The sequence below is a fragment of the Nocardia sp. NPDC055050 genome (assembly GCF_053608345.1).
The window spans coordinates 1-19,057 of record NZ_JBSGVG010000043.1 but is presented as its reverse complement, the minus strand read 5'-3'; the positions used below and the strand labels follow the sequence as shown (position 1 = coordinate 19,057).

The 19,057-nt window shown below is 66.8% G+C and carries 18 protein-coding genes, 1 tRNA gene and 1 other RNA gene; 11 read left to right on the top strand and 9 right to left on the bottom strand.

Annotated elements, in window-relative coordinates:
- Positions 1–4: 4 nt before the first annotated feature.
- The 4 genes from ACWGCN_RS30490 to tgt all read left to right on the top strand — a co-directional run bounded on the left by ACWGCN_RS30490 (position 5) and on the right by tgt (position 5,474).
- Entirely contained in the window at positions 5–481 is a 477-nt protein-coding gene (locus tag ACWGCN_RS30490) for an RrF2 family transcriptional regulator (protein ID WP_358102957.1), read from the top strand.
- 84 nt (positions 482–565) lie between these two features.
- The gene (locus ACWGCN_RS30485) at positions 566–2,299 is read left to right on the top strand and encodes an ABC transporter ATP-binding protein (protein WP_378994454.1); all 1,734 of its coding nucleotides are present in this window, start codon (positions 566–568) and stop codon (positions 2,297–2,299) included.
- Positions 2,296–4,200, top strand: coding sequence for an ABC transporter ATP-binding protein (locus tag ACWGCN_RS30480; protein ID WP_452458846.1), 1,905 nt, complete (start codon positions 2,296–2,298; stop codon positions 4,198–4,200). Before ACWGCN_RS30485 ends, ACWGCN_RS30480 begins: the two co-directional genes overlap by 4 nt.
- A 20-nt stretch (positions 4,201–4,220) precedes the next feature.
- A complete protein-coding gene (gene tgt / locus ACWGCN_RS30475) occupies positions 4,221–5,474 on the top strand; it encodes a tRNA guanosine(34) transglycosylase Tgt (protein ID WP_452529150.1) in 1,254 nt (417 codons plus the stop codon).
- A 65-nt stretch (positions 5,475–5,539) separates the two neighbouring features.
- Here the strand turns inward: tgt and ACWGCN_RS30470 are convergent, their stop codons facing one another.
- The gene (locus ACWGCN_RS30470) at positions 5,540–6,322 is read right to left on the bottom strand and encodes a queuosine precursor transporter (RefSeq protein WP_378994446.1); all 783 of its coding nucleotides are present in this window, start codon (positions 6,320–6,322) and stop codon (positions 5,540–5,542) included.
- Positions 6,323–6,596: 274 nt separating this feature from the next.
- Between ACWGCN_RS30470 and ACWGCN_RS30465 the strand changes: the two genes are divergently transcribed.
- Complete coding sequence (locus ACWGCN_RS30465; protein WP_378994444.1) at positions 6,597–7,187, top strand: DUF4190 domain-containing protein; 591 nt, start codon at positions 6,597–6,599, stop codon at positions 7,185–7,187.
- Between the two features lie 69 nt (positions 7,188–7,256).
- On the opposite strand, the gene ACWGCN_RS30460 is transcribed toward ACWGCN_RS30465, so the two are convergent.
- Genes ACWGCN_RS30460 through ACWGCN_RS30450 form a run of 3 tightly spaced genes read right to left on the bottom strand, consistent with a single transcriptional unit; the run spans position 7,257 to position 9,419 of the window.
- On the bottom strand, positions 7,257–7,958 hold the full coding sequence (locus ACWGCN_RS30460; RefSeq protein ID WP_378994442.1) for an RDD family protein: 702 nt from the start codon (positions 7,956–7,958) through the stop codon (positions 7,257–7,259).
- A 45-nt stretch (positions 7,959–8,003) separates the two neighbouring features.
- Positions 8,004–8,924: a tRNA glutamyl-Q(34) synthetase GluQRS gene (gluQRS, locus tag ACWGCN_RS30455; protein ID WP_387445943.1), complete on the bottom strand. Its 921-nt coding sequence runs from the start codon at positions 8,922–8,924 to the stop codon at positions 8,004–8,006.
- 9 nt (positions 8,925–8,933) lie between these two features.
- The gene (locus tag ACWGCN_RS30450; protein WP_378994438.1) at positions 8,934–9,419 is read right to left on the bottom strand and encodes a DUF309 domain-containing protein; all 486 of its coding nucleotides are present in this window, start codon (positions 9,417–9,419) and stop codon (positions 8,934–8,936) included.
- Positions 9,420–9,839: 420 nt separating this feature from the next.
- Here ACWGCN_RS30450 and ACWGCN_RS30445 point away from each other — a divergent pair, with 420 nt between their 5' ends.
- Positions 9,840–10,049: a DUF397 domain-containing protein gene (locus ACWGCN_RS30445; protein ID WP_378638552.1), complete on the top strand. Its 210-nt coding sequence runs from the start codon at positions 9,840–9,842 to the stop codon at positions 10,047–10,049.
- Between the two features lie 96 nt (positions 10,050–10,145).
- Positions 10,146–11,576 carry a wax ester/triacylglycerol synthase domain-containing protein gene (locus ACWGCN_RS30440; RefSeq protein ID WP_452460269.1) on the top strand — a complete coding sequence of 477 codons (1,431 nt, stop codon included), beginning with the start codon at positions 10,146–10,148 and terminating at the stop codon, positions 11,574–11,576.
- 21 nt (positions 11,577–11,597) lie between these two features.
- On the opposite strand, the gene ACWGCN_RS30435 is transcribed toward ACWGCN_RS30440, so the two are convergent.
- Both ACWGCN_RS30435 and ACWGCN_RS30430 read right to left on the bottom strand, forming a co-directional pair.
- Positions 11,598–12,080 carry a helix-turn-helix domain-containing protein gene (locus tag ACWGCN_RS30435; protein ID WP_452460268.1) on the bottom strand — a complete coding sequence of 161 codons (483 nt, stop codon included), beginning with the start codon at positions 12,078–12,080 and terminating at the stop codon, positions 11,598–11,600.
- A gap of 266 nt (positions 12,081–12,346) precedes the next feature.
- Positions 12,347–12,991, bottom strand: a complete 645-nt coding sequence (locus ACWGCN_RS30430; RefSeq protein ID WP_378994432.1) for a helix-turn-helix domain-containing protein — start codon at positions 12,989–12,991, stop codon at positions 12,347–12,349.
- Positions 12,992–13,370: 379 nt separating this feature from the next.
- Between ACWGCN_RS30430 and ACWGCN_RS30425 the strand changes: the two genes are divergently transcribed.
- Complete coding sequence (locus ACWGCN_RS30425) at positions 13,371–14,822, top strand: threonine/serine exporter family protein (RefSeq protein WP_378994430.1); 1,452 nt, start codon at positions 13,371–13,373, stop codon at positions 14,820–14,822.
- Between the two features lie 39 nt (positions 14,823–14,861).
- Here the strand turns inward: ACWGCN_RS30425 and ACWGCN_RS30420 are convergent, their stop codons facing one another.
- The 3 genes from ACWGCN_RS30420 to ACWGCN_RS30410 all read right to left on the bottom strand — a co-directional run bounded on the left by ACWGCN_RS30420 (position 14,862) and on the right by ACWGCN_RS30410 (position 16,695).
- Positions 14,862–15,290, bottom strand: a complete 429-nt coding sequence (locus tag ACWGCN_RS30420) for a DUF5994 family protein (protein ID WP_378638566.1) — start codon at positions 15,288–15,290, stop codon at positions 14,862–14,864.
- Positions 15,291–15,553: 263 nt separating this feature from the next.
- Positions 15,554–15,638 (bottom strand) — tRNA-Ser (locus ACWGCN_RS30415).
- A 67-nt stretch (positions 15,639–15,705) separates the two neighbouring features.
- The gene (locus ACWGCN_RS30410) at positions 15,706–16,695 is read right to left on the bottom strand and encodes a hypothetical protein (RefSeq protein ID WP_378994428.1); all 990 of its coding nucleotides are present in this window, start codon (positions 16,693–16,695) and stop codon (positions 15,706–15,708) included.
- A 153-nt stretch (positions 16,696–16,848) separates the two neighbouring features.
- Between ACWGCN_RS30410 and ACWGCN_RS30405 the strand changes: the two genes are divergently transcribed.
- From ACWGCN_RS30405 to ACWGCN_RS30395, 3 genes are all read left to right on the top strand, one after another.
- Positions 16,849–17,415, top strand: coding sequence for a TetR/AcrR family transcriptional regulator (locus ACWGCN_RS30405; protein ID WP_452460267.1), 567 nt, complete (start codon positions 16,849–16,851; stop codon positions 17,413–17,415).
- Between the two features lie 26 nt (positions 17,416–17,441).
- An RNA gene (ffs, locus tag ACWGCN_RS30400) (signal recognition particle sRNA small type) lies at positions 17,442–17,536 on the top strand.
- Between the two features lie 164 nt (positions 17,537–17,700).
- Entirely contained in the window at positions 17,701–18,984 is a 1,284-nt protein-coding gene (locus ACWGCN_RS30395; RefSeq protein ID WP_449970070.1) for an aminotransferase class I/II-fold pyridoxal phosphate-dependent enzyme, read from the top strand.
- The last annotated feature ends 73 nt before the right edge of the window (positions 18,985–19,057 follow it).

Sequence of the window (19,057 nt, the reverse complement as noted above, 5' to 3'; positions counted from 1 at the left end):
CACCGTGCATATCACCGCCAGGGTCGATTACGCGGTGCGAACGCTGCTCGAGCTCGCCGCGGCCGACGGAGTCGTCAAGTCCGAGGCCATCGCCGCCGCCGCGCAGATCCCACCGAAGGTGCTGGAGACGGTGCTGGCCGAACTGCGTCGCGCCGAGCTCGTGCTGAGCAGGCGCGGGCCCGACGGCGGGTATCGCCTCGGCAGGCCCGCGACCGAGATCTCGGTGGCCGATGTGATCCGCGCCGTGGAGTCGCCGCTGGCGTCGGTGCGCGGGCAGCGGCCCGAAGATGTGCGGTATCCGGGCGCGGCGGAACCGCTGCAGCAGGTATGGATCGCGCTGCGGGTCAATATTCGGGCCGTGCTGGAGAACGTCTCCATCGCCGACGTCGCCACCGACCGGCTGCCCGGTTTCATCGGTGAACTGGTCGCCGACCCCGGCGCCTGGGTGCGTCGCGAGCCGCGTACACCCGCAGGCACATGAAGTTGTCCACAGGCTGAGAGTTGTCCACAGGGCAGGTAAAAGTGCTCGGCGCTGCTCACCCGCGCGCTGTAGCCTTCGACCATCATGTTGATCACCCTGCTGCGGACCTACCTGGCCCCGTACCGCGCCCAGCTGGCGGGTGTCCTCGTACTCCAGCTGATCTCGGTTATCGCGATGCTCTACCTGCCCAGCCTCAATGCCGATCTGATCGACGACGGTGTCACCAAGGGCGACATCGGTTTCATCTGGACCACCGGTCTGTGGATGCTCGCGGTGAGCTGCGTGCAGATCGTGGCCTCGGCCGCGTCGGTGTACTTCGGCGCGCAGGCGGCGATGGGCGCCGGTCGCGACATGCGCGGTGGCGTGCTGCACCGGGTGGAGACGTTCTCGGCCAGAGAGGTGGGGATGTTCGGCGCGCCGTCGCTGATCACCCGCTCGACCAACGACATTCAGCAGGTCCAGCTGCTCATCGTGATGTCGGTGACAATCCTGGTGATGGCGCCGATCATGTGCGTCGGTGGCGTCATCATGGCGCTGCGCGAGGATCTCGGGCTCTCGTGGTTGCTGCTGATCGCGGTGCCCGCCCTCGCCCTCTCCATGGGCACGATCGTGGCCAGGATGGTGCCGGGGTTCCGGCAGATGCAGGAACGCATCGACGGAGTCAACCGCGTGCTGCGCGAGCAGATCACCGGTATCAGGGTGGTCCGCGCGTTCGTGCGCGAGCGGCAGGAGATCTGGCGCTTCGGGATGGCCAACACCGCGCTCACCGACGCGTCGCTGCGCGTCGGCAAGCTGATGGCGCTGATGTTCCCGACCGTGATGTTGATCAGTAATCTCACCGCTGTCGGCGTGATCTGGTTCGGCGGTCACCATGTGGACAACGGCACGATGCAGATCGGTTCGCTCACCGCGATGCTGTCCTACGTCATGCAGATCCTGATGGCCGTCATGATGGCCTCGTTCCTGGCGATGATGGCCCCGCGCGCGGCCGTCTCCGCCGATCGGATCGGCGCGGTGCTCGAGACCGAGTCCTCGGTGCGCCCGCCGCGGTTGCCGCAGTCGTTCAAGGGCGACCAGGCCACGGTCGACCTGCAGTTCGCGGAATTCGCCTACCCCGGCGCGGAGAAGCCGGTGTTGCGCGGTATCCGATTCCAGGTGTCGCCTGGCACCACCACTGCCGTCGTCGGTTCCACCGGCGCGGGCAAGACCACGCTGATCAACCTGATCCCGCGTCTGATCGACGTCACCGACGGCGCGGTCTACGTCGGCGGCACCGATGTACGCCACCTCGACCTCGAACTTCTGCGTAGTGGGATCGGATTGGTGCCGCAGAAGGCCTATCTGTTCTCCGGCACCATCGCGACCAACCTGCGCTACGGCAACCCCGACGCCACCGACGACGAACTCTGGCACGCGCTCGAGGTCGCCCAGGCAGCCGACTTCGTGCGGGAGATGCCGCAGGGTCTCGACACTCCGGTGGCCCAGGGCGGCACCACGGTGTCGGGCGGTCAGCGTCAGCGGCTGTGTATCGCCCGCGCGCTGGTGCGCAGGCCGCGGATCTTCCTGTTCGACGATTCGTTCTCCGCGCTCGATGTCGCCACCGACGCCCGGCTGCGCGCCGCGCTCAAGCCCGAGACCGCCGACGCGTCGGTGATCATCGTGGCCCAGCGGATTCAGACGATTCGCGACGCCGACCAGATCGTCGTCCTCGAAGACGGTGCGATGGCCGGCATCGGAACCCATGACCAATTGATGCAGCGCTGCTCGGAGTACCGCGAGATCGTCGAGTCCCAGCTGAGCGTGGAGGAAGCCCGATGAGGCCAGGTGGACCCGTTCCCGGAGCGCCGGGAACGAAGGCCAAGTCGTTCCGTCCGTCGCTGAAGCGACTGGTGAGCAGGCTGGCCCCCGAGAAGTTCACGGTCGGTGTGATCGTCGCGCTGGTGATCACTTCCGTGGTGCTCAATACGCTCGGCCCGTATCTGCTCGGCAGGGCGACGAACCTGGTGTTCGACGGCTTCGTCGGTAAGCAGCTCGAGCCCGGCCTCACCAAGGACCAGACCGTCGAGCTGCTACGCAGCCAGGGCGAGACCACCCGCGCCGACATGCTCTCGGCGATGAACGTGATCCCCGGTACCGGCATCGACTTCGACGCCGTCGGCCGCGTGCTGATGCTCGTGCTCGCGCTGTACGTGGCCGCCGCGATCTTCGGCTGGCTGCAGGGTTATCTGCTCAATATCGCCATCAACCGCACCGTGAAGCGGCTGCGCGACGAGGTGGAGCAGAAGCTGCACCGGCTGCCGCTGCGCTACTTCGACACCGCGCCGCGCGGTGACGTGCTCAGCCGCGTCACCAACGACGTCGACAATGTCTCGCAGAGCCTGCAGCAGACGATGAGCCAGCTGCTGGTCTCGCTGTTCACCGTGGTCGGCATCCTGATCATGATGTTCTGGATCTCGCCGCTGCTGGCACTGATCGCGCTGCTCACGGTGCCCGCCGCGATCGTGGTCACCGCGCAGATCGCCAAGCGGTCCAAGCCGCACTTCGTCAACCAGTGGAAATTCACCGGGGAGGTGAACTCCTCGGTGGAAGAGGCCTACACCGGCCACGAGATCATCACCGCGTTCGGCCGCGGTCGCGAGGTCGGCGAGGAGTTCGACAAGCGCAACGACAAGCTCTACGACGCGAGCTTCAAGGCGCAGTTCATCTCCGGCCTGATCATGCCCGCCATCATGTTCCTCGGGAACGTGAACTTCGTGTTCATCGCACTGGTCGGCGGGCTGCGGGTGGCCACCGGCAATCTGTCGCTCGGTGACGTGCAGGCGTTCATCCAGTACTCGCGCCAGTTCAGCCAGCCGCTCACCCAGATCGGTGCGATGGCGAACCTGCTGCAGTCCGGTGTCGCCTCGGCGGAGCGGATCTTCGAGATCCTCGACGCCGAGGAGCAGACCCCCGATCCGGTGGTGGAGATCGCGCGCCCGGTGGATCGCGGGCGGGTGGAGTTCGAGGCGGTGTCCTTCGGTTACGACCCGGAAACCCCTGTCATCGAACGGCTTTCGCTGGTGGCCGATCCCGGCCACGTGGTTGCCATCGTCGGCCCGACCGGCGCGGGCAAAACCACGCTGGTGAACCTGCTGATGCGCTTCTACGAACTCGACGCGGGCACCATCGCCATCGACGACGTCGACATCACCACCATCACCCGCGACCACCTGCGCTCGCGCATCGGCATGGTGCTGCAGGACACCTGGCTGTTCAAGGGCACCATCCGCGAGAACATCGCCTACGGCAATCCGACGGCGCCGGAAGCCGACATCCAGGCCGCGGCCAGGGCGGCCTACGTCGACCGGTTCGTGCACTCGCTCCCCAACGGCTACGACACGGTCATCGACGAAGAGGGCGGCGGGGTGAGCGCGGGCGAGAAGCAACTCATCACGATCGCCCGCGCGTTCCTGGCCAAGCCGTCGATCCTGATCCTGGACGAGGCGACGAGCTCGGTCGACACCCGCACCGAGTCGCTGGTCCAGCACGCCACCGCGGCCCTGCGCCGCGATCGCACCAGTTTCGTGATCGCGCATCGGCTTTCGACGATCCGGGACGCGGATCTGATCGTCGTGATGGACAAGGGGCGCATCGTCGAACACGGCACCCACGAGCGGCTGCTGTCCGAGCGCGGGCCCTACTACAACCTGTACAACGCCCAGTTCGCGGCCGCTCAGTAAGGCCCTGGCACGATGGGTCGGTGGCCGACAGCAGCGAGTTCTCCTTCGAAGTAGGCACCCGTCTGGACGGGGGCAGGCACGGCCGGACCGGCGTGATCTCCACCCCGCACGGCGAGATCGCCACGCCCGCTTTCATTCCGGTGGGAACGAAGGCTTCGGTGAAGGCCGTGCTGCCGGAGACGATGCGCGAGATCGGGGCGCAGGCGCTGCTGGCCAACGCCTACCACCTGTACTTGCAGCCCGGCGCCGACGTGGTCGACGAGGCGGGTGGGCTCGGGAAGTTCATGAACTGGCCGGGGCCCACCTTCACCGACAGCGGCGGATTCCAGGTGATGTCGCTGGGGGTCGGTTTCAAGAAGGTCCTCGCCATGGAGGCTGTGGACATCCGGTCCGATCAGGTGATCGCGGCGGGCAAGGAGCGCCTGGCCACCGTCGATGACGACGGGGTCACCTTCCGTTCGCACCTGGACGGTTCGAAGCATCGCTTCACACCCGAGGTGTCGATGGGCATCCAGCACGAACTCGGGGCCGACATCATGTTCGCCTTCGACGAGCTGACCACCTTGATGAATACCCGTGGCTATCAAGAGAAGTCGTTGCAGCGCACGCACGAGTGGGCGCAGCGGTGCATCGACGAGCACGAACGGCTCACCGCGGTGCGCGGTCATCGTCCGTATCAGGCGCTGTTCGCGGTGATCCAGGGCGCGCAGTACGAAGATCTGCGGCGCAAGGCGTGTCGTGAGCTGGAGTCGATCCGGGGCAGTGGTGGAACGGAATTCGACGGTTACGGCATCGGCGGAGCGCTGGAGAAGCACAATCTCGGCACGATCGTCGGGTGGTGCTGTGATGAGCTGCCCGAGGCCAAACCGCGCCACATGCTGGGAATCAGCGAGCCGGAGGACATGTTCACCGCGATCGAGAACGGGGCGGACACGTTCGACTGCGTCAATCCCTCGCGGGTGGCGCGCAATGCCGCGATCTATGTCGACGAGGGGCGGTTCAACATCAACACCGCCCGGTTCCGTCGCGACTTCACCCCGATCGACGAGAACTGTGACTGCTACACCTGCGCCCACTACACCCGCGCCTACCTGCATCACCTGTTCAAGGCCAAGGAAATGCTCTCGGCGACGCTGTGCACAATTCACAACGAGCGCTTCACGATTCGCCTCGTCGACCGGATCAGGGCCAGCATCGAGGGCGGCTACTTCGACGAGTTCAAGAAGGAGTTCCTGGGCCAGTGGCGGGGTGTGTTTAATTTTCATTTGGTGTAGGAGGAGTAATTTCGTTTTCGGGGGTGTTGGCGGCGGACCTTCCGGTCCGCCGCCCACCCTGCGGGCTAGTCGTGCAGCGCGTCGACCTTCGCCGGAGCGTAGGTCGGTTCGGTCTTCTTGAGGACGGCGATGACGCGGTAGGTGATCGGCATGACGAGCACCTCGCACAGGGTCTTCCACAGGAAGCCGACGATGACGTAGTTGATGAACGACTGCCAGGTGTTGATGCCGATGGCGGTAGCGGCGATCGAGCAGAAGATCAGGGTGTCGGCGAACTCGCCGACAACGGTGGAGCCGATCAGGCGAGCCCACAGGTGCTTTTCCTTGGTGCGCTCTTTGATCAGTACCAGGGTGGCCGAGTTCAGCAGCTGACCGACGAAGTAGCCGGCGAGGCCGGCGAGCACCAGCTGAGGGGTGGTGCCGAGGACCGTGCGGAAGGCTTCCTGGTTCTCGTAGAAGCCCGCGGGGGGCAGCTGGATGGCGATGTAGAAGCAGGCGACGGTCAGCAGCAGCGCGGCGAAACCGGTGTAGATGGCGTGGCGGGTGGCGCGGAAGCCGTAGACCTCGCTGAGCACGTCGCCGAGGATGTAGGCCAGCGGGAACAGGAAGAAGGCGCCGTCGGTCGCGATCGGCAGGATCTGGATCGGGCCCAGCATCACCGAACTGTCGGTGAAGAACTCCACACCTTTGGTGGCGCAGATATTGGAGATGATCAGCGTCGCGGTGAACAGGGCGACGATTACCGGATAGAACCCCCGCGCAACCTGGGCGAATGCCGCATGTTCCGGCGCGGGGTGCCCAGATTCAGCTGGTTTGTCGAGCGAGTTTGTATCAGTCACGAGCCCCATTCTCCCAAGAAACACCCCGTCCACTACCCGGGCCCGCTAAACCCGATACGTCTCTACCCAAAGGGGCCCGCCCCGATCTGGACTGACCGGAGGGTGCGACGAAGGAGTACCCGGAGGGAGGGAAGATCGGGGCCTCCAGGGCCCCGCTCGAGCGCGCCAGCGCTCCAAAAACACAGCCCGTACACTACCCGGGGCCGGTGCGCCCGATATGTCCTCTTCCTGCCTCGAAACGCCCAGCGTTCCACGGAACACCGTTGTGGAATACCCTGTAGCAATGACGAATCCCGGCGATTCCGACGAGTGGTGGAAGCAGTACGGCGGCTCCGGCGTGTCCCCGGAGTCCGGCGCGCCGGGTTCGGTGCCGCAGCATCCGACCGCCCAGCCGTCGCAGCCTTCCCAATATCCGTCGTCGCCGCAGTATCCCCAGCAGCCGGCGCCGCCCCCCTCCCAGCCGCAGTACCCGCAGCAGCCGTCGCAGCCGCAGTACCAGCAGCCCAATCAGCCGCAGTACCCGCAGCAGCCGCCCGCTTACGGGCAGCAGCCCGGCTACGGCGGCTATCCGGCGGCGGGCGCGTACCAGCCCTACGGGCAGTACCCGCAGCCGCAGGGCACCAACGGCCTGGCGATCGGCGCGCTGGTCTCCTCGCTGATCGGGCTGTGCAGCTGCGGTGTCGGCGCGATCGTCGGCATCATCCTCGGCGTGATGGCGCTCAACCAGATCAAGGAGCGCGGCGGCGAAGGTAAGGGCATGGCGCAGGCAGGCATCTGGATCGGTGTCGCCGCGATCGTGGGCTGGATCCTCTACATTCTCTTCTTCGTGGTGCTCGGCATCGCCGGTGGACTCGACTCGTCCACGACCTACTGATCTCACAACGAAACAGGGGCGCTTCCGGATTCCGGAAGCGCCCCTGTTGTTTTCGTCAGGTGTGAAGAATCAGCCCTTGACGACCTGCGTGCCGCCGGCGAACTTGTCGTGCCAGCCCTGCTTGTTCGGGTCGTTGCTGATCGTGACCATGATGTAGATCGCCAGGCCGAGGCTGACGAGCCCACCGACGCAGGGAATCAGGCCGACAATCGTGAACAGGTTGCGCTTGAGGGACTGCTCGGGCGTCAGGCTCGGCGCGCCACCGGGGGCGAGTACGCGCAGGCCGAGGATCTTCTTGCCCAGGCTCTGGCCCTGCTGGGTGACCTCCATGGCGACGAAGTAGCCGTAGATGGCCAGCGACAAGATCAAACTGGTGGCGATCTGGCCACCGGTGCCGCTACCGACGATGAGCCCGAGCACGATCGCGACGGGGATACCGACGATCAGGTAGTCGATCAGACGCGCACCGATCCGGATTCCCAGGTCGGCGGCCTGTACCCCGCCGAAGCCCTGCTGCTGACCGTACTGGCCCTGCTGCGGGTAGGGCTGCTGCTGACCGTACGGGTCCTGCCCGTAGGCCGGCTGCTGCTGGCCGTAGGGGTCCGGCTGGCCGTAACCGGGCTGGGGTGCGCCGCCGTGTCCGGGCTGGCCGTACGGCTGCTGCTGGCCGTAGCCGGGCTGCGGCTGCTGCTGGCCGTAGGGGTCCTGGCCGTAGCCGCCGGGCTGACCGCCCTGCGGGTACTGGTTGGGGTCGTAACCACCGCTGGTCATAATCTCAGTCCTCGTTTTGATCTTCTAGATCGGTCTATGCGTACGTTACGGACATCCCTCTGGTCGGAACAACCCGATAGGCTCGAGTATCCATGGTTTCTCGGGGATACGCGCTGGGTCGAAAACATCGCGCAGCTCGCCGGTCGTCCGCGCGGAATACCCGAGTGACTCCGCGATCGCCGCCACCACGTCTCCGGGCGTGTGGCCCAGGGCACGTTGGTCCGAAAGGCTCACGGCGCCATCGCGTTTCGCCAGCCGCTTGCCTTCCCCGTTGAGCACGAGCGGCACGTGGGCGTAAGTCGGGGCGGTGAGTCCGAGCAGTTCCGCGAGATATGCCTGGCGCGGGGTGGACGGCAGCAGATCGTCGCCGCGAACCACCTGGTCGACGCCCTGGGCGGCATCGTCGACGACGACGGTGAGGTTGTAGGCGGGGACACCGTCGCCGCGGCGCAACACCAAATCGTCGACAGCACCCCGATATCGGCCGTGCAATAGGTCGGTGATCTCGTACTCGGTGACGTCGGCGCGCAATCGCACTGCGCCGACGCGTCCTTCGGCCCGCTTGGCCGCGCGCTGGGCGTCGCTGAGCTCACGGCAGGTGCCGGGGTAGGCGCCCATCGGCCCGTGCGGCGCGGTGGCGGCCTGCTGGATTTCGCGTCTGGTGCAGAAACATTCATAGGTGCGCCCGGCTGCGCTCAGTTCGGCCACAGCGGCCGCGTAGCTCGGCAGCCGTTCGGATTGGTAGACCACGGGGCCGTCCCAGTCGATGCCGATCGCGGCGAGGTCGTCGAGCTGACCCGCGGCGGCGCCGGGCCGGACCCGGTCCAGATCGTCGACGCGGATCAGGAACTCGCGCGCGGAAGTTCGCGCGAAAAGCCAGGCGAGTACCGCGGTACGCAGGTTTCCCACGTGCAGCTCGCCCGAAGGGCTCGGCGCGTAGCGGCCCGCGCCTCGACTCGTTGGCACTCCACGATCCTAGGTGGGCTCGCGGCACAGCCGCGTGCGTAGCCGCTCCTCGGCGATGCCGTCGCCGGCATCGAGCGCGTCGAGCAGCTCCCGCGCGTGCGCGATCAGTCCGGCGCGGTCGACATCGTGCTGCTGGGCATTCGCCGGGTAGGACCCGAGTCGCTCGCTCGCCCGGCGCAGTAGAGTACCCGCGCCTTTGGCGTTGCCGCGCTGGATGTGGGTGAGGCCGACGGCGTATTGGGCCAGCCCTTGCCAGAGCATCCGTTCGGCAACCGGCCCGTTCTTCCATGCCGCCTCCAATACCTCGTGGGCATTGAATGCCAATCCGTCGTCCAGCAGTTGCTGAGCGAAGGTGAGAGTTTGCTGGGGTCCGAGGTCGAGGTCGTCGGGAATTCGGGCGACTCCGGCACTGCCGGGGGGCAGCGGTCGGCCGAGTCGATCGCGGGGACGGTCGTTACGGGCACGACCTGCGGTGTCACGGTCACGGGAGATCATTCCCCCATGATCCACGCCTGCCCTCGATGGTGCTCATGTGACTGCTGAGGTACTCGAGAAATTGACGTATCACGGACTAATCACACGGAAGTAAATGGGGATGTGTCAACCAGATCGGGAATGGGTAAGAGGCCTGGCAATGCCTCCGCAAACGTGAAGCTTCGCAAGGTTGGCAAAACGATATGGGAAAGCAAATTCTCTTCCGCAACATTGCGGAAGACCTGCTAGTGTTTCTTCCGCGGGGGCAGCCCCCGGAGGCGGAAACGCCTCGATGCGCTGGTTCGTGCCGGTCGGTTGCGCGCGCCGTGTGGCAGTGCCTTGTGTGCCACGAAGTAACTCATCGGTCGCGCCGGATTTCGGAATGTTGCAACGATTCCAGGAGTTATCCCCTCTTCTCGATGAACCAAAGGAGCAAGTGCCGTGGAAGTTGATGTAACCGACGCTGTGTGGCGGAAGAGCACCTACAGCGGACCCGATGGGAACTGCGTCGAAGTAGCCTTTCTCGCCGGCGGCGACATCGCCGTTCGTGACACCAAGGATCGTGGTCGCGGACCCGTACTGGCCTTCGGTCCAGGGCAGTGGCGAGCCTTCCTCGCCGATGTCACCGCGGGAGAGTTCGCGCGGGGCTGAACCGCGAGATGCATCTCGAATGGGCAATACCGGCCCCGAGTCGAGCGGACTCGGGGCCTTCTCAGTGATCTCGGCGGGGTGGCCTATCGTGGCCGGATGACCACGATGGCCGCGCGTGACGCGACGATGTACTGGCTGTCGCGGCGCACCGCCAACGACGTGTTCCTGCTCTACTCTTTCGCCGAAACCGATTCCGCCACCGACGAACTCCGCGCTTTCATCGCCGCGCGCGCCGCGCGCATTCCGGATCTGCGGATCCGGTTGCAGGAGATTCCGGGCGATCTCGACTACCCGCGCTGGGTTCCGGCCGAATTCACCTCCCAGCAATTCGTGCACCACAGGCCGGACGGCCTGTCGTGGCAGGCGTTGCTCGCGGATCTGGGCGAACTCCTGGGAACCGGTGTCGTCGCGACCGAATTTCCGTGGCGTGTCCATGTTTTCCGGTCGGTTCACTCCGCACCACGGTCGGCCGCGCCCGTTGTGGTGGTGGTGCTGCAACTTTCGCACGCACTGGCCGACGGCACCCGTGCCGCCGCCATCGCGCGAGCGCTCTTCGGGATGGCTGTGGATGAAGCTGTTGTCCACAGCACACCCGATGTGCCTGTGGACAACTCGGCAGATCACCCGGTCGGACCTGGTAAAACTTCTGCACAGCCTGTGGATTCCTGTGGACAACCCTGTGGATGGATCGCTCGGCGGGTCGATCCGAGAGTGCTTGGGGTGCTGCGTCTTCCCGCGCAGGTCGCCGCGACGGTGTGGCGCGGGCGGGCCGCGTACCTCGCGCAGCGGGAATTGGCGGACCGGACGGCCGCCGGTGAGGTACCCGCGGCCACAACCGGGTTCGCACCCTGTGCGCTGAATCCGGCAACCGCGGTCGACGGTCACACCGTGAGAATGCTCGTCGTCGATGCGGACGACCTCCGCATTCCGGGCAAAACCGTCACTGTTGTTGCGTTGACGGCGATTTCGCGGGCGCTGGTCGACTATCTCTCGCAGCGAGGTGAGCAACCGGAACGGCTGGGTAACGCACTACCGATGGCACTTCCGGGGCCGAGTGCGGCCCGCAACAACTACCGCGGACTGTCCATCGACCTGCACATCGACGAACCCGACCTGCGTACGCGCGCGAACCTCATCGCCGATGAACTCGCTGCCCGCCGCGAACGAGCGCTGAATCCGCTGCTCTCCGCGCAGGATCGAGTCGGCGATGTCGTCCCCGCGGTGCTGGCGGTGCGTGATGTCGAACGGGCCGAACTGGACAATGTCCCCGCGGCGCTCGATGGCAATACCGTCGTGTCCAGTGTGTATCGCGGGCCGGCCGATCTCGCCTTCGCGGGTGCCCCGGTCCTGTTCACCGGCGGTTTTCCGGCTCTCGGTACCGTCATGCACCTGACTCACGGTGTCCACGGCATCGGCGAAACGATCACGCTGTCCGTGCATTCCGATCCGCGGGTGCTGTCCGATCCGGACCGCTACCTGGAATTGCTCGCCGTCGCGCTCGATGCGGTCGTCGCCGCGCACCGCTGATCCGCGGGGCAGGACCAGTTTTCACCGACGTCGACCGTGGCCGACGCTGTTTCCCGCGCGATCGAGCTCCGCGCCCACCGCGAGCAGCGCCGAGTGCAAGGCCGTCGCCGGGTCGGTTCCCGCGGCTTCACCCTCGATCACGCCGTCGATCCGGAACGGGCAGAAGTATCCGGTTCCGTTGTCTCCCCGGTGTGGTCGCCCGATCTCGATCAGCGGGCCGGTTCGATGCGCCGCGGCGATCGCCGTCGCGAGGGCCGCATCGGCAGCTCGCGGATCACATCGACGAGTACCTGGCAGCGCGGGCGTCGATTGCGCGTGTACCCGCTCGTACCACGCGATCACCTCGAAAGACGCCGCTCGCGTACCGGTTTCGTAGTGTCCCAGCGCCGCCCTGCTGTACGGAACGCGCGCGGCCAACGCCGCCAGCGACAACCCCGACTCTTCCCGCAATCGCCGCAACCGAGCTCCGACGACGCCGTTCCCCTGCTCGCCCCGACTGGACATGGGCTCATCGTAGAGAACTGTAGACGTTTGTAGACGCTTTTTGCTGTCCAAAAGGTCTTGGCGGCGACCATACTTTCCGTGGCGGCTCGGCGACCACCATACCGCGCCACTCGTGCAAGCACTGACTCGTTCGGAGGGGAACCGATGGAGATCTATCTGTGGATTGCCGTGGGGCTGTTCGTGTTCGGGGCGCTGAGCCGCTACCTACTACTCACACCGCCCGCCGAACGCGGGCGCCCGAGCGTCGCCGAGATCAGGCGGCGGCTTCAGGCCGAGCGCGAGGGACCCGGCCACGACTCGACATTGCCGTCGGTGCGCAGCATTTCCGCCAGCAGCTTCTCGGCGTCGGATTTCTCCCGCGCCAGCACGCTCCAGCCGCGTACCAGACCGTCGGGGCCCGATTTCGTCGTCCACGAGCCGACGGCATGAGCACCCTGGGGATGCAGCGAGTAGTAGATGGTGCCGACCGGGAACGCGATGTCCATGCCGCGCATCCAGCCGGTGAGCGCCTCGCCCTCCCAGACCCGCATCTCGCCACGTACCTGGGCGACCGGATCGGCTTCGGGCGCAGGCGGTTCAGCGGCCGAGTCGAGCATCAGATGGTCACCCTCGTGCCGGATGGTCACCGCCGCTACCTCGACCTCGTCCGCGTGGTTCGCCGGTTTCTGCCAGGCTGCCCACCAGTCACCCGCCAGGTCGACGCGGTTGTCGACGATGCCCGCCAGCTCCGCCAGCGAGACCTGCAACGCGTCGGCCAATCGGACAGCGACCGGCAGTGTCGGCGATTGCTCCTCGGACTCGTACCTGGTGATCTGGCGCGAGCTCACCCCGATCGCGGTGGCCAGCGCGGGCTGCGAGAGCCCGAGCAGCCTGCGCCGCTCCTGGATCACCTTCCCCGTCCCGGTGTTCATACAGTCATCGCCTCCATTGCCTGCCCCTCCCGTCACACCCTGCTGGACACTTCCGCACCAGACCCGCCGACATCGCGGGCCGCCGCCCTCCGCTACGAAGACCACTGGCGCGCCGCACATGCCGACTGTCTGGCCGATTCTTCCATTTCTTCGCTCCAGCAGGCCCGTTTCGTGCTGACTCAGCACAACGGATGCGGCCCGCGCTGCCTACAGCACCTGGCGGCGACGGCCTACAGCACCGGATTGATCGACGACATCTGACCCTACGGCGCGACCTCGGACGTCGTCACCGTTCGGCTACCAGCGAATCCGGACCCGACACGTTGACGAACTGATTGCGAGACGGCGAAGGTGCTGCGATCGCTATTACCGTCGAGGTATGAGTGTGGACCCCTTGGCGGAAGGCGACGGCGCCACCATCCTCGAACGCCCAGGTCTGCGCCAGCGATGGTGGCGTTTGCGCAGGCCGTTCGTCCTGCCGTCACAACGGGCCACCGCCGACAACATCGTCGCCGCACCCACCCCGCTGCAACCGATCGACCTCGCCGACGACGCCGAGGTGTCGCAGGTACTCGACCTGGCCGTGCGCGTGGGTGAGGTCGTCCTCTCCGCGGGTACCGGTGTCGGTGACACGTCAGCGCAGGTCCGCTTCATCGCCTCGACCTACGGTCTGAACAGCTGCGATATCGACGTCACCTTCGACGCGATCCGTATCTGGGCCGACCGTGGACCCAGCCTGCCGCCGGCCAGCGATATGCGCGTCGTGAAGTACCGCTCGCTCGACTTCACGCGGTTGGCCGCGGTCGACCGGCTGACGCGCCGCATTCGCAGCCAGATCGTCCCCGTCGACCAGGCGCACGCCGCCCTCGACGAACTGATCTCGTCGCGCCACCCCTACCCGCGCTGGGTGTCGACGGCGGGTTGGTCGTTGCTGGCGGCGGCGATCGCGGTGCTGCTCGGCGGTGGGTTCGTTCTCGCCGCGATCAGTTTCGTGAGCACCGCGGCGATCGACGTGGTGAACCGGTACCTGCATCAGCTCGGTCTGCCGATGTTCTTCCAGCACATGGTCGGTGGTGTCATCGCCACGATCCCGGCCATCGCGCTCGCCTCGATCAGCGACCACTGGCGTTCCGACGCGGCGCTGATCGTTGCGGCGGGTATCACCGTGCTGCTGTCCGGTCAGCAGTTGGTGGGTTCGGTGCAGGATGCCATCACCGGCGCGCCGATCACCGCGGCCGCCCGCATGCTCGAAGTGGTGATGATGACCGGCGGCATCGTCGCGGGCATCGGTCTGGCCCTGCGGATCTCGACGATGATGGGGATCGCGGTGCCCGAGATCGCGGCCAGCGCGGGCCGCGACACCGATGATCTGGCGATCAAGCTGGTGGCCGGTGCGGTCGCGGCGATCGCCTTCGCGATGGCCTGTTACGCGGAGCGGCGGGCGCTGTTCGCGGCCGGGCTCAGCGGTGCGGGCGGCACCATGGCCTTCCTCGGCGCGCAGGACATCGGCTTCGGGCCGGTGGTGTCCGCCGGCCTGGCGGCCACGGTGATCGGCCTCGCCGGTGGTCTGATGGCGCGTCGCGCGCTCACCCCGCCCCTGGTCGTCGCGGCGGCGGGCATCACGCCGCTGCTGCCGGGTCTGAAGGTATATCGCGGGCTGTATGCCCTGCTCGAGGACGAAACGCTGCTCGGTTTCGGGCAGATCCTCGGGGCGTTCGGAGTCGGCTGCGCGCTGGCCGCGGGCGTCATCCTGGGTGAATGGTTCGACCGGTTGCTGAGTCGTCGTGGTGCGCCGCGCGACTTCGATCCGTCGTTCACCAGCGACCGATGAGGTAGATCGGCGAAGTTCAGATCTGCACGAGGGTGCTGGTCAGATCTGCACGAGGGTGCGCGGCCCGTCGGCGGCCGTGTCGGCGGGCGCCGGGTCCTGGATGCGTGGTTTTCCTGCCGCCCAGCGCATCTGGCTGCGCGCTGCGGGTGCCTCGGTGGCCGCGGGGATGACCAGCAGCGCGAGCGCGGCGCCGTTGCTGCCGACCACGTGCATGATGCGCGCGGCCTGGTCGTTGCGGGCTGTGCTGTCGCCGGATTCGCTGGTGGTCCAGTCGAATCCGAGCCGGGCCAGCTTGCCGATCCGCGGTCCGACCGCGGTCACCAACTGGTGCAACTCGGTCATCGGCTGGTCGGTTCGCGGCCACCAGGCGCCGTCGATCGGCCCGGTGGTGGCTGTGCGGTCACGCAGCATCAGCCGGATCGGCCCGGACGCGTCGCGCCCGATGCTCGTTTCAGGTGATGTATTCACTTCGTTCTGTACTTTCTGATTTCTGTGCGATCGACGCGCTCGTGGCATCGACCGGCGCGATCCGAACTCCGGACCGGCGCGAAGGCTGGGTACCCACTGGACTGCGTCGGCACGCACATCTGTGTTGGGGCGGCGACGACGGTATGTGGGTGTGGTGGGGGTCTCCCGCACCATCGGGGCTCACTCTACGGATGCCCACTGACAGATCCACCGATTAAACGAACAGGGCCCCGACCGGCGAACCGATCAGGGCCCTGCTGTTGCGGAGGATAGGGGATTTGAACCCCTGAGGGCGTTAACCCAACCCGCGTTCCAGGCGAGCGCCATAGGCCACTAGGCGAATCCTCCGTGGAGCAGCATAGCGGGTCGCAGGGGGTCGATGCCAAACCGGGCCCCCGCGACCGCTTCTGACCTGCTACTTCTTCAGAGCGGCCAGTACCTTGCGGACCTGGGTCTCGGCGGCGGTGCGCATGGCCGCCTTGTCGACGGTGCGCATCGTCGACACCTCGATCTCCACCTTCACCGAGATGTTGCTGTCGTGCGCGGCCACCACGACGGAGTAGTCGCTCGGGATGGAGCCGTAGGTGTGCTGCTCGCTGGCGTAGTACGCCTCCGTGCCGAGGCCGCTCACCGGGCCGTGGTCGTAGTCCTTGCCGGTGGTCTTGGTGTCGTAGCCCTTCCAGCGCGCGTAGTCGGACTCGGTCTCGCTCTCGGTCTTGAACTCGACCTCGAGACCCAGGGCCGCGTCGTTGGCGTTGCGGCCCGACTCCTGATTCTTGGCGTCGCAGTCGTAGGAGCCGCCGCCGATGTACTCCGACGGGCCACGCTCGGTGTGGGTGGTCGTCTCGCGCGTGGACGACCACTGGTTCAGCACGGTGAGATCGACCAGGTCGCAGGCGTTCTTGCCGTCTTTGTAGACGTAGCTGCCTGCCCACTTGTCCGGATCGGGTCCGAAGGGGTTGTCGTCGTCGACCTTGTTGGCCGTGAACGCGATCAGCCCGATCACGAGCGCGCCCACCGCCACGATGGCGCCACCGACGATCCACCAGACCGCCTTGTTGCCCGACGAGGGCGGCCGCGGCGGTGCGCCCCATTGCGGCTGTGGCGCTTGATAGGCGCCCGCTTGCGGATGCGCGTACTGCTGCGGCTGTGGGAACGGTTGTGGATTCGCTCCGCTCTGATAAGGCCCGGGCGGCGCGGTGTAGGGCTGGGGGTTCGCGCCGCTCTGATAGGGCCCGGGCGGTGCGGTGTACGGGCCGGGCGCGCCGATATTGCCGCGCAGCACTGTCGGGTCGGCTTGGGCGGGGTTCTGACCTGCGCCTTCGCCTGGTCGTTCCCACCATGCGACGGTGGGGTCGGACGGCGGCACACCGTCGCCGGGTGGTCGCTGATTCGGGCCGGTCACGATCGGGCCCCCTCTCCAGTCATGGGGAACACCGAACCCCCGCTGCCGATATCGGATAGATCGTAGCCAGCGTCACCGTCGCCGCGGCGGTTATACGGTTGCGTACACTCGAGTATCGACTGGTCGGATGCGCTCGTCGTCGAGGGATATGAGGTGGAACACGTCGTGGGTACCGCGCGAACGCCCCGGGCCAGATGGGTCGAGGAGGGCCTGGCCGTACTGGCGTCCTCCGGCGTCGACGCCGTGCGGGTCGAGGCGCTGGCCAAGCGCATCGGCGTGACCAAAGGCGGGTTCTACGGTTACTTCGCCGACCGTGACGCACTACTCACCGCGATGCTCGACGTGTGGGAGAGCGAAGCGACAGACCAGGTGCTCGAACGCGTCGAAACCCTCGACCCGAAGACCAAGGCGCGCGTGGCGGGCCTACTCACCTTCTCCAGCAATCGACTGCTCCCGATCGACCTCGCGATCCGCGACTGGGCCCGCCGCGACGACGACGTCGCCGCACGCCTTCGCCGCGTCGACAACACGCGAATGGCGTTGCTGCGCGAGACAATCGGCGTGTTCTGCGAAGATCCCGACGAGGTCGAAGCCAGGAGTCTGCTCGCCTTCTGCGCCACCATCGGCAGCCACTTCCTGGCCGCCGATCACGCGGGCCGCACCCGCGTCGAGGTCCTCGCGCGCGCCGCCGACCTGCTGTTCGAAGACCGGAATCGCTAGTACCGCGAACAACCGCTACACTGGCCGACGGATCCCGCGCGGCGAGCATCCTGTGAACTCCCCCAGGGCCGGAAGGCAGCAAGGGTCAACGGGCTCTGCCGGGTGCGCGGGGTCCCCTTTATTTTCAGGGGTCCCCGCTCCGACCGATCGGCCTACGCACCTTCGCAGCGTGCGAGCCTGATCCCGGCCCCGATACCCCGCCGATTGCGGGCAATCGCCGGGTAACGTTGCGCCTGTCAGCACGCATAGCGTGCACCCCCTTGCTGCTTCGAAAGGCTGCCCAGGATGCCCCGGCAAACGCAGATCGGTTTGATGAGCCACGAGGAACTCGTGTCCGAGCACGAGTCCCAGACCGCGAAATACGCGACGCTCAAAACTGAGAAGCTCACGCTGGATCTCACCCGAGGTAAGCCCTCGCCGGAGCAACTCGACCTGTCCTCGTCGCTGCTGTCCCTGCCGGGCGAGGGCGACTTCCGCGACGGCTCGGGCACCGACTGCCGCAACTACGGCGGCCTCACCGGTCTGCCGGAACTGCGCGCGATCTTCGGCGAACTGCTCGGTATCCCCGTCGAGCGACTGCTGGCGGGCAACAACGCCAGCCTCGAGATCATGCACGACATCATCGTGTTCTCGATGCTCTACGGCACCCCCGACTCCCCGCGCCGCTGGGTCGGCGACGAGCCGATCAAGTGGCTGTGTCCGGCCCCCGGCTACGACCGTCACTTCGCCATCACCGAGGCGCTCGGCATCGAGATGATCACCATCCCGATGCGCCACGACGGCCCCGATGTCCACGCCATCGCGACGCTGCTGGCGAACGACCCGCAGATCAAGGGCCTGTGGGCGGTGCCGAACTACTCCAACCCCACCGGTGTCGTCTACTCGGAAGAGATTGTCCGCGAACTGGTTTCGCTGCCCGCCGCGGCACCGGACTTCCGGCTGTTCTGGGACAACGCCTACGCGGTGCACCCGCTCACCGATATCGCGGCGCCGGTCGTCGACGTACTCGGCCTGGCCGAGGCGGCGGGCAACCCGAACCGGCCACTGGTGTTCGCGTCGACCTCCAAGATCACCTTCGCCGGTGCGGGCGTGAGCTTCTTCGGAGCGTCACAGGCCAACATCGACTGGTATCTGTCACACGCCTCGAAGAAGAGCATCGGCCCCGACAAGCTCAACCAGCTGCGGCACCTGCGCTTCTTCACCGATGCCGAGGGTGTGCGCGACCACATGCAGAAGCACCGTGCGCTGCTCGAACCCAAGTTCGCGCTCGTGCGCCGCATCCTGGAAGACCGCCTCGGCGCGTCGAAGGTGGCCTCGTGGACCGAGCCCAAGGGCGGCTACTTCATCAGCCTCGACGTGCTCGAGGGCACCGCGGCCCGGGTGATCGCGCTGGCCAAGGAGGCGGGCATCGCGCTCACCGCCGCGGGCTCGGCGTTCCCGTACAGCAAGGATCCCGAGGACAAGAACATCCGCATCGCCCCCAGCTTCCCGCAGCTGCCGGAACTGGAGAAGGCGATGGACGGACTCGCGACCTGCGTGCTGCTCGCGGCCACGGAGAAGCTGCTCTGAGATCGCCGGCGTTGGCGGGGGGGGGGGGGGCCCCCCCCCCCCCCGCGGGGGTGTGGAGCCACGCGCGGGCCAC